Origin of the sequence: Roseibium aggregatum (assembly GCF_014692675.1) — a bacterium.
Classification (GTDB): Bacteria; Pseudomonadota; Alphaproteobacteria; order Rhizobiales; family Stappiaceae; genus Roseibium; species Roseibium aggregatum_C.
This window is the reverse complement of sequence record NZ_JABFCZ010000009.1, coordinates 1-13,091: the sequence shown is the minus strand read 5'-3', so window position 1 is coordinate 13,091 and position 13,091 is coordinate 1. Positions and strand designations below refer to the sequence as shown.

The following is a 13,091-nucleotide window of genomic DNA, read 5'->3' as shown; positions in this document are numbered from 1 at the left end:
GGCGACCGGGGATACCGGTCGCCGCTGATGCCTGTCAAAGTGCTTTAAAAACGGCCGAAGGCAAATGCCTCATAAACAAGTCCGCTATTCGCAGCCTGCAGAGGGAGAACAACGGGCCTGATTGAAATCGCAATCCGGTCGGCATTCTCTTTCCCCATCGGCAGTTTTCATTTTATAGCATTGCGAAAAGTCCCGAATGATCCAAATGCACTATAAGATTTGTCTCATTCCGGTATGATGTCGTCCGCTGGGTCTGACAGGGGATCATATGCAGCTCGATCGGGAAGGACTGCTTCAGAAGCTTTATTCCGCCGCTCTGCTGGAGGGCGGTTTAACCGGCGTGCTGGCCGATCTGGCAATCGCGTTCCCGGATCTGCCGATCTCCTATCAGGCGCAATGCGTCTATCAGAACGAATTCTACGACTGTGCCTTTTACAATCACGGGCCCGATGTGCTGGAAAAGCTGAGCCGGGTCGAATCCGCCAATCCGTTCCCGCCGATTGCTCTGAACTGCGACGTCTCGGATATCGTTCAAACCGCACACACGATTTCTCCGCAGGAGATGGAGAAAACCGACTTCTATGACGAATTCTGCCGCGAGAATATCCACATCAACAGGGCAACGGGGATTATCCTGCACCGGCAAGGCGCGGATTCCGCCTTCGTCGCCGCCAATTTCCCGAAGGAATTCAGCGACGAGGACGAAGCGCGCGCCAATGACGTTATGCGGTTTCTGCGGCCGCATTTCCAAGGCGCCTTCAAGCTCCTTCTCGAAGTCCGCAAACGGGAGGTGAATACCGCCCGCTACGGTTTCTGGCTGGAACAAATTCCAACGCCCGCCTTTGTCGTGGACGGTGGCCGTCGATTGATCCACATGAACACCCTGGCGGAACAGACCCTGAAACGCGACGATGCCCTGACCACATCGCCCGGGGCGGTCCTGACATCCTCCGATATCCTGGTCCGGAAACGGATCGAGGATGCGATCGGCCGCGCGCAGGCAACCTCCAGCCCCGTCGGTCCGGTCTTCCTCCGCGGGCCGGGCCAAAGAGGCAGCTTTTTCTTTGTCCTTCCGGTCCGCCCGGAAGGACAGGTTCATCCGTCGCTGGCCCCGTTCCTCGGGCCGCGAATGCCGTTCCTCGTCACCTATTTCAATCCCGAGGACAGACCGAAAACCGCTCAGGGCGTGCTGGCCGGCGCGTTGGGAGTGACCGAACGCGAGAGCGCGCTCCTCCAGGAACTGATCTACGGCTCCAGCTTGCGCGAGGCCGCAGACCGCCTCGGCATTGCCTACAATACCGCGCGCAATCAGCTGGCAAGCGTGCATACCAAGACCGGGACACGGTCCCAGTCCGACGTGGTTCGTATGGGCGCGCAGCTTCTGGCCCGACTTCCCGGAACGCCGGAGCTCGGCCTCGGGTAAGGCGCACGGGATCAGTCCTTCTGCTGCAGCAGATGCCGTTCCCACAGGTCCGGCCGCCGTTCCCGGGTGAGCTTTTCCGCCTGCTGCTGGCGCCATTCGGCGATTTTCCGGTGATTTCCGGAGGTCAGTACCTCCGGAATGGTTCGGCCTTCGAATTCGGCTGGGCGGGTATAGTGCGGGTGTTCCAGAAGGCCGGTCTCGAAGCTCTCGGTTTCAGCGCTTTCCATATTGCCCATCACGCCCGGGATCAGGCGCACGATCGCATCCAGCATGGTGATCGCGGCGATCTCGCCGCCCGACAGGATGTAGTCGCCAATGGAGACTTCCGTCAGGTTCCGGGCGTCGATCACCCGCTGGTCGACCCCTTCGAACCGGCCGCAGACGATGACGGCGCCCGGTCCCTCGGCAAGGTCATGCGCCATGGACTGGGTGAAGGGCCTGCCGCGCGGGCTCATCAGCAGCTTCGGTCGCGGATCGTCTTCCGGCACCGAGCCGTCGATCGCCTTTGCCAGGATATCGGCGCGAAGCACCATGCCGGCGCCGCCGCCGGCCGGCGTATCGTCCACCGACCTGTGCCTGTCGGTGGCGAAATCCCGGATCTGGCCGGTTTCCAGCGCCCATAGCCCGCGTTCCAGCCCGCGGCCGGCCAGGCTCTGGCCCAGCGGTCCTGGAAACATCTCCGGGTAAAGCGTCAATACGGTTGCCTTGAAGGCCATGTCCTGTCACCGGCGGATCGTTTTGCCATTCGTAGGGAATGCTTAGGGTTAATACAAGTTTACCATTCTTTTGAACACCTTAGCGGCGCCTTTAAGTGGCGCATTAAACTTCCCACGGCATAGTATCAAGTCTTAGGGAAGGTAGTCGCGTCAGGTTTTCCAATGCCCGTATTCCGTTTGAAGCTGCCCAAATTTATCCAGGAGCGCGTCGACCAGCATTATCTGGATGTTTCGCTGAGCCGCGTTTTGCCGCTTCTTGCCCTGCTCACATTCGGCGTTCTGGCCGGGCTGGTCTTTAACACGGGCGTCGGGCATCCCTACGACAAGATCATCCACGTCGCCTTTTACGCGCTTCTGACCCTGTCGATCCATGCGCTGTTCTGTTGCCGCCTGCGGATCTCCGCGGTTGCGGCCTTTTCCATGGGCCTTGCCGGAGAGGTTGTCCAGGGGTTCCTTCCCAACCATGAATCCTCGCTTTCCGATGCCTTCGCCAACGGAGTGGGGATCGCCATGGTCGTCGCCGCCATCGCCCTGATCCGGTCCGAAACGCAGCAGGTCATGGAAGAAAAGCCGGTGCCGCTCGATCTGGAGCAGATGGGTCTGCAGCCGATCTATTACGATCTGTCTGCCGACTCCGACCGTTCGTCTGAAAAGTAATCGTCCGGCAGATCGGCTTTCACGACGCCGGCTTCCAGGTCGATTTCCGGAACAAAGGCTTTCGTGAAGGGGATGTAGAAGGTCCGGCCGCGTTTCGGGCGGACTTCCAGCAGGTCTCCGGCGCCGAAATCCTGCACCGCAACGACCTTGCCAAGGTCCTCGCCTGCCGTCGAGATGACGGCAAGCCCCTCAAGATCCGAATAGTAGAATTCGTCTTCTTCCGGCTCGGGAAGCCGGTCGCGGGGGATATACAGGTTGAGGCCGTTCAGGGCCTCGGCCTGGTTGCGGTCGTCGATGCCCTTGAACCTGGTGATGACAACCGTCTTCTGGACCCGGGCATTCAACACCTCGAAGGTGCGGCTGCCGTCCTCGGTGACCAGGGGTCCGTAGTCGGTGAAGGAAAGCGGGTCGTCGCCATAGGGTTTGACCCGCACCTCACCGCGAATGCCGTGGGCTGCGCCGATAACGGCCATGAGGACCATGTCTTTGCCGACATCACCCATTGTACGGTGTCATCCTCAAAGCCGTCCGGCGCAGGCCGAGTACTGCATCTTATTCAGCGGCGGCTTCTTCAGCCGGAGCTTCTTCGGCTGCCGGTGCGGCTGCGGCTTCTGCGGCGGCAGCGGCTGCGTCTTCTTCAGCCTGCTTCTTGGCGTCCAGTCGTTCCTGGGCCTTCTGACCGAGCTGAGCCTTCTTCGGGTTGTTGCGCGGTTCGCGCTTCAAGAGGCCGGCGGCATCCAGGAAACGGGCCACGCGGTCGGTCGGCTTTGCGCCGGTGCCGAGCCAGTACTGGATGCGCTCGACGTTCAGCTGAACGCGTTCTTCGGAATCCTTCGGCAGCATCGGGTTGTAGGAACCGACCTTTTCGATGAAGCGGCCATCGCGCGGGGAGCGGATGTCGGCAATGACGATGCGGTAATACGGGCGTTTCTTGGAACCGCCACGTGCCAGACGAATTTTGGTAGCCATTTTTCAGTTCTCCAGTTTGTTCATTTGCCGGTTTCAGCGGCAATGGCTTCGTGATGCCGGATGACTTCCTTCACGATGAAGTTCAGGAACTTTTCGGCAAAATCAGGATCGAGATTGGCCTGCACAGCCAGCTGGCGCAGGCGTTCGATCTGAATTTTCTCCCGCGCCGGGTCCGCCGGCGGCAGGTCGTTGGTTGCTTTCAGCATCCCCACTTTCTGGGTGCATTTGAATCGCTCTGCGAGCATGTGGACCAGTGCGGCATCGATGTTGTCGATGGAGGCGCGCAGCGCCAGAAGCTCGGCCATGGCCGGGCTTTCGCCCAGCCGGTTTTCCGCGTCGCTCACGCTCATTTCTTCTTGCCCTTGCCCATCCCGGGAAGACCGGGCATGCCGCCGGGCATTTTCGGACCGCCGAGGCCGGGAAGACCGGGCATGCCGCCGGGCAAACCGCCGCCCATGCCGCCCCCTAGGCCGCCGGGCAGGCCCTTGGGCAGATCCATTCCGCCGGGCATCTGGCCGGATCGGGCCATTTCTTCCAATTGCTTGGGATCGACATTGGGCATGCCGCCCATTCCGGTCAGGCCGCCCATCATCTTGCCGAGCATGCCCTTCTTCTTGCCCATCATCTTCATCATGTCCGCCATCTGGCGGTGCATCTTCAGAAGCTTGTTGACCTCCGCGACATCGACGCCGGACCCGGCGGCGACCCGCTTCTTGCGGCTTGCCTTCAGGAGTTCGGGCTTTTCGCGCTCCTTCGCGGTCATGGACTGGATGATGGCGACCTGGCGCTTGAACATCTTGTCGTCGAGATTGGAAGCCTCGATCTGCTTCTTCATCTTGCCGACGCCGGGCAGCATGCTCATCATGCCCGACATGCCGCCGAGCTTTTCCATTTGCTTGAGCTGTTCGGCGAGATCGTTCAGGTCGAAGTGACCCTTCTGCATCTTCTTCGCCATCTGCGCGGCCTTTTCCGCGTCGATGGCTTCGGCCGCCTTTTCAACGAGCGATACGATGTCGCCCATGCCGAGGATGCGGTCGGCGATCCGCTTCGGATAGAAATCCTCCAGCGCATCGGCCTTTTCGCCGGTCCCGATCAGCTTCACCGGCTTGCCGGTGACCGCCTGCATGGAAAGGGCCGCGCCGCCGCGGCCGTCGCCGTCCATACGGGTCAGCGCGATCCCGGTGATGCCGACGCGCTCGTCGAAGCTCTTGGCGAGGTTGACCGCGTCCTGACCGGTCAGCGCATCGGCGACGAGCAGGATTTCATGGGGGTTGGCGGCGGCCTTGACCTCGGCCATTTCCACCATCAGCGGCTCGTCGATGTGGATGCGGCCGGCGGTGTCGAGCATGACCACGTCATAGCCGCCGAGCTTGGCCGCCGACATGGCCCGCTTTGCGATCTCGACCGGTCCCTGGCCTTCGATGATCGGCAGGGTGTCGATCCCGTTCTGCTCGCCGAGGACCTTGAGCTGTTCCTGGGCGGCCGGCCGGCGGGTGTCGAGCGAGGCCATCAGCACCTTGCGCTTGTCGCGCTGGGTCAGGCGGCGGGCAATCTTGGCGGTGGTGGTCGTTTTACCGGAGCCCTGCAGGCCCACCATCATCACGGGTACGGGGGCCGCGGCATTCAGGTCGATGCCCTGGCCTTCGGAGCCGAGCATCTCCACGAGCTGGTCGTGGACGATCTTGACCACCATCTGGCCCGGGGTGATCGACTTGACCACCTCTGCGCCGATCGCGCGGTTGCGGACCTTGTCGGTGAAGGACCGGACGACCGGAAGCGCAACGTCAGCCTCGATCAGCGCGCGGCGGATTTCGCGCAGCGCTTCGTTGACGTCGTTTTCCGACAGGGCCCCGCGGCCGGTGAGCTTGTCGAAAATTCCGCTTAGTCGATCGGACAGGCTTTCGAACATTAACTGGTCCTTGGCATTTCAGGTTTCGGGAGGATCTCCCGACCATATGGGGACTAACATTGATCTGCGCAAAGCAGTTCGGGATCCGCGCAAAGCAGTTTGACACCCGAGGGCGCATCGCGCTGTCGGATGTGAACCTCCGGGATCTCTTTACACCTTTGCGGGTCCCGGTCGGCGGATCGAAATGTCAGTCACTCATATGGAGTTGGCGCTCTATGAAGCAATCGGGCGCGAGAGTCAAGGAAAAGGGCCAGATTGCCCGGCGCTCCGGTTTGCGGGTATGTCTAACCGGAATCTTCCTTTATAGGGAGTAGATCGCAGTCATCCGGTGTCGTCTGTTCCGCTGTTGCGGGTAATCACGAGGCTCCGCAGGGTACTTGATATGGACTATCGCGCGATTGCGCTTCCCATCGGCCGGCTTCTGATCCTGATTGCGGGATTCATGCTCATTCCGGCCACCGCGGATCTCGTGGCGGGTAATCCGGACTGGGTCGTGTTCCTGGCCTCCGCGCTCATGATCGCCTGTGTCGGCGCCCTGACGGTCGCGGCCCTTGCGGGGCGGAAATTCACCTACCGGTCGCGGGAAACCCTTTTGTTCGTGAATGCCGCCTGGCTCGCCTTTTCGATCGCCGGCGCCATTCCGCTTTATGGCAGCGGGCTGAACATTTCCTTCGCCGACGCCTTTTTCGAGGCGGCCTCCGGGCTGACGACCACCGGGTCCACCATCCTGACCGGCCTGGACAACATGCCGCCGGGCATCCTTTTGTGGCGGTCGCTGATGCAGTGGATCGGCGGCATCGGCATCGTGGTCATCGGCATCTGGCTGCTGCCCGGCCTGCGGGTCGGCGGAAGCCAGCTGTTCGCCATTGAATCGTCGGAGAACGCGTCCAAGCCTTACGGGCGGATCGAGCCGTTCCTGGCCCGTCTGCTGATCCTTTATGCGGGTCTGACGCTGAGCTGCACGCTGCTCTATTTCCTGTGCGGCATGACCGCCTTCCAGGCGATCAACCACGCGATGACCACGGTTTCGACCGGCGGCTACTCGACCTCGGACCTGTCCTTCGGCCAGTTCCACAATATCGCGGTCTACTGGGTGGCGATCATCTTCATGTGCGCCTCGAGCGTGCCGTTCCTGGTTCTGATCCGGTTTTTCGAGCGCAAGCCGCTCGAGGATACGTCGCAGATCGTCTATTTTCTCGGCACTATCACCGTCGCAAGCTTCGCCGTTTTCCTGACCCTTCGCTCCACAAACGACGGTGCGCCGCTGGCCCTGTTCACGGACTCCGTGTTTCACGTGGTCTCGGTGGTGACGACGACGGGATATGCCACCGACGATTACCTCAAATGGGGCCCGTTCTTCATTTCCATGTTTTTCCTGCTGACATTCCTCGGCGGGTGCAGCGGATCGACGGCCGGCGGCTTCAAGATGTTCCGCATCGCGGTGTTGCTGAACTTCATCCACACGCTGCTCAGGCGAATGATCCATCCGCACCGGGTGGTCAACACCCGTTATTCCGGCAAGCCGATCGGCAGTTCGGTGATCGAGGGCGTCCTGGTGTTCAGCATTCTCTACGCGGGAACCTTTGCGGCCTTTGCCGCCATCTATAGCCTGCTGGGGATGGACCTGGAAACGGCGCTCAGCGCATCGATCACGGCCCTTGCCAATGTGGGTCCCGGCGTCGGCGAGATCATCGGCCCGGCCGGCAACTTCCAGAGCCTGTCGGATACGGCGAAATGGCTGCTGGCGATCCAGATGATCCTCGGCCGGCTTGAGATCATCGCCGGCATCGTCATCCTGACCCCGGATTTCTGGATGGAACGGTAAGACGGCCGCCGGGTTGTCCGGCGGCCGTTTGCCAGCTTGATGACAAACTCCAATTTGGTCATCCCGGGCGAACGTCAGTGAGACCCGGGACCGGCGAGCCGGGGTCTCTATATTGGAACACCCCGGCGAAATTCATAAGGCCTCTGCCTCCCCGGCCCCGGCTCGCGCTATCGCTTGGCCGGGGTGACTATTGAGAGAGGGAACTTTGTCAGCTGTTCTCTTGTCCTTTGAACGCCTAATTTCAGGCGTTCACGTCGACGACGACTCGGCCCTTGACCTGGCCTTTCAGGATCGCGGCGCCCAGCTCGGGCAGATCCGAAAGCGTTGCCGGCTGGATCATGGCATGAAGCTTTTCCATGGGCAGGTCGCTTGCCAGACGGGTCCAGGCGCGGATCCGGTCCTCATGGGGCCGCATCACGCTGTCGATGCCGAGCAGGTTGACGCCGCGCAGGATGAACGGGATGACGGTCGCCGGCAGGCTTGCGCCGCCCGCGAGACCGACGGCTGCGACCGAAGCGCCGTATTTCATCTGGCCGAGCACACGGGCAAGCATCGGTCCGCCGACCGCATCGATGCAGCCGGCCCAGGTCTCGCTTTCCAGCGGCCGCTTGACCGTTTCGTTGATCTCAGTCCGCGCCACGATCTGCGTGGCGCCGAGCGACTTCAGGTAGTCTTCGGTTTCCGGCCGGCCGGTGACGGCGGCAACCTCGTAGCCGAGATTGGCCAGGATGGCCGTTGCCACGGAACCGACGCCGCCGGCCGCTCCCGTGACCAGCACCGGTCCGTTGCCCGGCTTCAGTCCGTGGTCTTCCAGAGCCATGACCGCGAGCATGGCGGTGAAGCCGGCCGTGCCGATCGCCATGGCGTCCCTCGTCGACAGTCCACTCGGCAGGGGAACCAGCCAGTCGGCCTTGACGCAGGCCTTCTGGGCATAACCGCCCCACCAGACCTCGCCGACCCGCCAGCCGGTCAGGACCACCTTGTCGCCGGGCTTGTAGCGATCATCGCTTGACGTCTCGACCGTGCCGGCAAAGTCGATGCCGGGCACATGCGGATAGGTGCGCACAAGGCCGCCGCCCGGGCCGATGCACAGACCGTCCTTGTAGTTCACCGTGGAATAGTCCACGGCGACGGTCACGTCTCCGTCGGGAAGCCGGCTGTCGTCCAGGTCCTGAACGGACGCGCTGGTCTTGCCCTCATCGTCCTTTTCAACGAGCAACGCCTTGAAGGTCATTCGGCAATCTCCTTTTCGGTTCGGTTTTCGGTCATGCGGCGATTTCGGCGGACGGACCGGACCAGTCGATCTGGCAGATTTCCGCACTTCGGCCGTCGAAGTCCCAGACCCGGCCATAGGCGCGGACCCGGCCCTGGTTGGCGGTTGCGACCGTGATGTCCGGACCCATCCAGTATTCGGTATTGGTCACCACGACTTCCTCGTCCGGCCTCGTGCCTGAAATCGGTTCGACTTCGCCCTTGATCGCCTTGCCGACGATCAGCCGGCGCTTCCGGCCCTCCATGGTATAGGAAACGGGCGCACGTTCAGCCCCCAAAAATTCGCTGACCAGCACCCGGAAGAGACCGGTGGTACCACGGGCCTGGCCGGAAAAGATCTTCAGGAGCCCGTCATAGGCAGCATCGGAGGCGCGTTCGTCGATATAGGCGGCCGCCTTCCAGTTGCCGCGGGCCATAAGCCCGGGGATCTCCAGGACAAGGCCGACATTCAGGCCGGAGAGGTCTTCGCCCTCGTAGTGGCCGGTGTCGATGCGAACCCCGGCCCAGGCCTGGCAGTAGCCCTCGGTGGGAGGGTGCTTTCCGAGCGAGACGACGCACGGACAGAAGACCGTGCAATTGCAGTTGAGAATCAATTCGCCCTTTATGGCCCATCCGCTCATGGCGCCTCTCCCTTTCAGTTCGTTGTCGTTAGTGCGATAAAAATGGTTGCCGCCGCGCCCGCGAGAAGCGCGATGCCGACGGGGACCGTGAGGGTGCGCCCGATAACGGGCATTTTCTCCATTGTCATCAGCGCCATGGCGAGGCCCATGAAGGCCAGGTTCATGGTGCCGGCGACGAAGGCCAGCAGCATCAGCGCCCAGCAGCAGCCGAGGCAGACGGCGCCGAGTTTGAGGCCCATGCGGAAAGCGCCCGCGGCGCCCGGCCGCCAATGGGCCATGAAGAACATCATCGGGCTCTGGCAGCTGTTGAGGCAGGCCTGTTTCAAACGGCTGAACTGATAGGCGCCGGCGGTTGCCAGAAGCGCTGCGTTCAAAAAGGTTGCCGTGCTTCGCCCCAGCGGATCGATCAGGCCGAAGCCGGACAGCAGCACCTGGGCCGCAGCACCGGCGGCCGAAAAGCCGAGCCAGACGGCGAGATAACCGGCAATGAGCGCGGCAAGGCCGGACGCGGACGCCGCACCTGCATGGCCGAGATCGGTATAGGTCTTCAGCGCGGGAACGGTGGTCGGGGCCATCATCGCCAGCGCCATGAGAGCCCACATGGCCAGGACAGGCATATATCCGGCCGTTCCCGCATTCCCCCGGCACAGGGAGGCGAGGTAATCCGGGCCGAGATCCTGCCAGCCGGCAGGCAGGTCGAGGCCGGGCTGCATGGCGAACAGAAGGCCCCAGGCGGCCAGGATACTGGCGAAAAAGAAGCCCCAGACCAGCTGGCGGCCCAATTCGCGACTGGATATCAGGCCCGCGCTCAAGCCCATGTGTCTCCTCCCGTTTTTCGTTTCCGGTGAGGCTGATCCGGAAGGAGATAAAAGTCAAACAATTAATTGTCAGACAATTGATTGTTTCGCATTGACGTTGACGCCCGGCCTTCTTACCCTTGCGAAGACCATCCGGCACCCATGTGTTCCGGACGCTTTTCAGGAACGGCTAAGGAGGTGCAATTGGCGATCGAATATCAGGCAATCCGGAAGGAAGGATTGTCGACCCAAATCGCCAATGCCATCCGAAAGGCCATCGTCGACGGCCATCTGGCCGTCGAGGAAAAGCTGCCGAGCGAGACGGAACTCGCAGACCGGTTCGGTGTGTCGCGGGCAACGGTGCGCGAGGCGCTGAAACGGCTCGCCGCCCAGAACCTGATCCGCTCCGAGCGCGGCGCGGCCGGCGGCGCCTTCGTCAACCGGATCACCTGGGACGAGGCGCAGGACGATCTCGTCTCCACCTGCCGGCTCCTGATCGGCATGAACGACATTCCCCTGGAAGACGCTATCGAGGCGCGCTTCACGATGGAAGCCTCCTGCCTGCCGCTGGCGGCGCAGCGCCGGACGGCCGACGACCTGGCCGCTCTTCGCGCGGAAGTCTACAAGCAGCGGGACAAGGACCTGAGCGACGAGGATTTCTGCGCCTCGGACGTGCGCTTTCATTCCGTCGTTGCGCGTGCCAGCGGAAACCCGCTGCTCGGTTTCCAGGTCTCCGGCGCGGTCGAGGCGATGCAGCCGCTGATGAACATGCTGGTCTACCGCCTGCGCGACCGGGAAAGCATCGCCGACCTGCACAAGGCGATGACCGATGCGCTGGAAGCCCGGGATGCCGTGACCGCGCAGCACAAGCTCGACCAGCTTGCCGCCTATACCCGCAAACTCGCCGACCTGAGGCGCGTTCCGCGGGACGACGGCTAGATAATCGCTCCTTTCAGGTCGCCAGATAAGGCGCAAGATCCGGTGTGAAACCCTTGAACGGGTCGAGGTCCTTGGCCACCATCAGCGCGCGTTTGAAGGCGTCCCGTTCCTGCAGCCGTTTCAGATAGGCCTGAACCTGCGGGGTGTAATAATCGAAGAAGCCGATGATTTCGCCGAAGTGGAGCGCATAGCCGACGGCGATGTCGGCGATGGTGAAGCGGCCGTCGCACAGATAATCTCTTGTCTCCAGATGGGTGTTCAGCCGCTTCAGCCGGGCGAGGAACCACTTGGCGTAATCGGACACCACCTGCGGCTGGCGGCGGTCCTCCGGTTCGAGGCACGAGTAGCGGAACACCAGCGCCTGCGGGAAGGTCAGCGTGGCATCGCTCTGGAACAGCCAGTTCAGGTAGTCGGCGTAGTCCGGGTGGTTGGTCGCAAGCCCAAGGTCGTTTCGCCCGTATTTTTCGATCAGGTAGACGCAGATGGCGGTCGATTCCGTCATGCTGATATCGCCGTCGGTAAAATAAGGCACCGTTCCTAGCGGGTTTATCTCAAGATAGTCGCGCTGAAAGACCCGGGGCGGAAAAGGCAGGGTCTCGATGTCGTAATCAAGACCCAGTTCCTCCAGCGCCCAGAGCGGGCCCAGGGACCGTGCGTTGTAGCAGTGCCACAATTTCATGAGTGCAAATTCCCCCGGGCTGATTCCATCCGGCAATTAGGGCATGGCCGGGATCGGGCTGACAATTCCTCGAAGCGACTAGGCGTCCGCGGAAACCGCTTCTTCGATTTCGCATTCGATGGTCGCGTGGCCGATCCCGTGACTGCTGGAAAGTTCCTCGCGAATGGCAGCCGTGATGCGCGGGACGTCATCGGCAGAACGGACGCGTGCGTGCAGCGTGGCGTTGAGGCGACCTTCGGCAAGCGCCCAGATGTGAACGTGATGGATCTCGAGCAAGTCCGGGATTTTCACGGTCAGATCGTCGATGATTTCCCGGCAGTCGATCTCCTCCGGCGTGCCTTCCAGCCGAATGTGGCCGGACTGGCGCAGGATGGCGATTGCGGAACGCACGATCAGGAGGGCGACGAAGACCGACAGGATCGGATCGATCGGATACCAGCCGGTGACGGCGATCACCGCCGCCGCGGCGATCGCTGCCACCGATCCGAGCAGGTCGCCCAGCACATGCAGGATCGCGGACCGGATATTGAGGGAATCGTCACCGCCCTGGCGGAGCACGAAGAACGCGGCGATGTTGACCAGAAGACCGATGATGGCGATGACCATCATGGGACCGGCCAGCACCTTTTCCGGGGTGATGAACCGCCCGACCGCTTCCACGCAGATCCAGCCGGTGACGATCAGAAGGAAGATCGCATTGGCGAAGGCGATCAGCACCGGCAGCCGGTGCCGGCCGTAGCTCAGAGACGCAGTGGGCGGTTTCTTCGTCTGCTGGAACGCCCACCAGGCCAGGCCGAGCGAGGCCGCATCGGTCACCATATGCAGGGCATCCGCCATCAGCGCCAGGGACCCGGACAGGTAGCCGCCGATCAGCTCCGCGAACATGAAGGACAGGATCAGAAGCCCGGCAATGGCCACCGCGCGGGCGTTCTTGTCATTCACGTCGGGCGCATGGGAATGGCCGTGACCATCTCCGCCTTGGTGGCTATGGCCATGCCCGCCGCGGTGGCCGTGACCGGCATGGCCCTGTCCGGAATGGTGGCCGTGCGATGTCTTTTTGCCGGACTGGTGTGGCGTGGTCATCGGTTTCTCCTGCGCGGACAGGGCTGGTGAAGCCGGATTGAGGCCGGAATGGGTTCAAGCGTTCAACCAATTTGAAACGTATGGCCCGCCCCGTCTGCAAGGGGTAATTTGAAGATTGCTCTGTTCAGTCTGCGTCAACGTATCCGGTCTCGGGGTCGAGCCCCGGCCAAGATGGAGATCCGCGCAGTCTGGTCCTCATAAT

At 62.1% G+C, this 13,091-nt stretch carries 14 protein-coding genes; 4 read left to right on the top strand and 10 right to left on the bottom strand.

Going from position 1 to position 13,091, the window contains the following annotated elements:
• The first annotated feature begins 268 nt into the window (after positions 1-268).
• Positions 269-1,423: a helix-turn-helix transcriptional regulator gene (locus HK439_RS09135; protein ID WP_190291102.1), complete on the top strand. Its 1,155-nt coding sequence runs from the start codon at positions 269-271 to the stop codon at positions 1,421-1,423.
• Between the two features lie 11 nt (positions 1,424-1,434).
• Here HK439_RS09135 and trmD read toward each other — a convergent pair whose 3' ends face one another.
• The gene (gene trmD / locus HK439_RS09130) at positions 1,435-2,139 is read right to left on the bottom strand and encodes a tRNA (guanosine(37)-N1)-methyltransferase TrmD (RefSeq protein WP_190291101.1); all 705 of its coding nucleotides are present in this window, start codon (positions 2,137-2,139) and stop codon (positions 1,435-1,437) included.
• Between the two features lie 162 nt (positions 2,140-2,301).
• Here trmD and HK439_RS09125 point away from each other — a divergent pair, with 162 nt between their 5' ends.
• On the top strand, positions 2,302-2,796 hold the full coding sequence (locus HK439_RS09125; protein ID WP_190291100.1) for an antibiotic resistance protein VanZ: 495 nt from the start codon (positions 2,302-2,304) through the stop codon (positions 2,794-2,796).
• Here HK439_RS09125 and rimM read toward each other — a convergent pair.
• The 4 genes from rimM to ffh are packed head-to-tail and all read right to left on the bottom strand — an operon-like array spanning position 2,754 to position 5,674.
• On the bottom strand, positions 2,754-3,299 hold the full coding sequence (rimM, locus tag HK439_RS09120) for a ribosome maturation factor RimM (protein ID WP_190291099.1): 546 nt from the start codon (positions 3,297-3,299) through the stop codon (positions 2,754-2,756). The genes HK439_RS09125 and rimM overlap by 43 nt on opposite strands.
• A gap of 49 nt (positions 3,300-3,348) precedes the next feature.
• Complete coding sequence (rpsP, locus tag HK439_RS09115; RefSeq protein WP_190291098.1) at positions 3,349-3,765, bottom strand: 30S ribosomal protein S16; 417 nt, start codon at positions 3,763-3,765, stop codon at positions 3,349-3,351.
• Between the two features lie 20 nt (positions 3,766-3,785).
• On the bottom strand, positions 3,786-4,070 hold the full coding sequence (locus tag HK439_RS09110) for a chorismate mutase (protein WP_209011672.1): 285 nt from the start codon (positions 4,068-4,070) through the stop codon (positions 3,786-3,788).
• Positions 4,071-4,111: 41 nt separating this feature from the next.
• On the bottom strand, positions 4,112-5,674 hold the full coding sequence (ffh, locus tag HK439_RS09105; protein WP_190291096.1) for a signal recognition particle protein: 1,563 nt from the start codon (positions 5,672-5,674) through the stop codon (positions 4,112-4,114).
• 382 nt (positions 5,675-6,056) lie between these two features.
• Here ffh and HK439_RS09100 point away from each other — a divergent pair, with 382 nt between their 5' ends.
• Complete coding sequence (locus HK439_RS09100; RefSeq protein WP_190291095.1) at positions 6,057-7,499, top strand: TrkH family potassium uptake protein; 1,443 nt, start codon at positions 6,057-6,059, stop codon at positions 7,497-7,499.
• Positions 7,500-7,740: 241 nt separating this feature from the next.
• On the opposite strand, the gene acuI is transcribed toward HK439_RS09100, so the two are convergent.
• The 3 genes from acuI to HK439_RS09085 are packed head-to-tail and all read right to left on the bottom strand — an operon-like array spanning position 7,741 to position 10,209.
• Positions 7,741-8,733, bottom strand: coding sequence for an acryloyl-CoA reductase (acuI, locus tag HK439_RS09095; RefSeq protein ID WP_190291094.1), 993 nt, complete (start codon positions 8,731-8,733; stop codon positions 7,741-7,743).
• Between the two features lie 31 nt (positions 8,734-8,764).
• A complete protein-coding gene (locus HK439_RS09090; RefSeq protein ID WP_190291093.1) occupies positions 8,765-9,391 on the bottom strand; it encodes a DUF1326 domain-containing protein in 627 nt (208 codons plus the stop codon).
• Positions 9,392-9,405: 14 nt separating this feature from the next.
• Positions 9,406-10,209 (bottom strand): DUF2182 domain-containing protein, encoded by an 804-nt coding sequence (locus HK439_RS09085; RefSeq protein ID WP_190291092.1) that lies wholly within the window; start codon positions 10,207-10,209, stop codon positions 9,406-9,408.
• A gap of 177 nt (positions 10,210-10,386) precedes the next feature.
• Between HK439_RS09085 and HK439_RS09080 the strand changes: the two genes are divergently transcribed.
• Positions 10,387-11,127: a FadR/GntR family transcriptional regulator gene (locus tag HK439_RS09080; protein WP_419247583.1), complete on the top strand. Its 741-nt coding sequence runs from the start codon at positions 10,387-10,389 to the stop codon at positions 11,125-11,127.
• Between the two features lie 13 nt (positions 11,128-11,140).
• Here the strand turns inward: HK439_RS09080 and HK439_RS09075 are convergent, their stop codons facing one another.
• On the bottom strand, positions 11,141-11,806 hold the full coding sequence (locus tag HK439_RS09075; protein WP_190291090.1) for a glutathione S-transferase family protein: 666 nt from the start codon (positions 11,804-11,806) through the stop codon (positions 11,141-11,143).
• A gap of 78 nt (positions 11,807-11,884) precedes the next feature.
• Positions 11,885-12,889 (bottom strand): cation diffusion facilitator family transporter, encoded by a 1,005-nt coding sequence (locus HK439_RS09070; RefSeq protein ID WP_190291089.1) that lies wholly within the window; start codon positions 12,887-12,889, stop codon positions 11,885-11,887.
• Between the last annotated feature and the right edge of the window lie 202 nt (positions 12,890-13,091).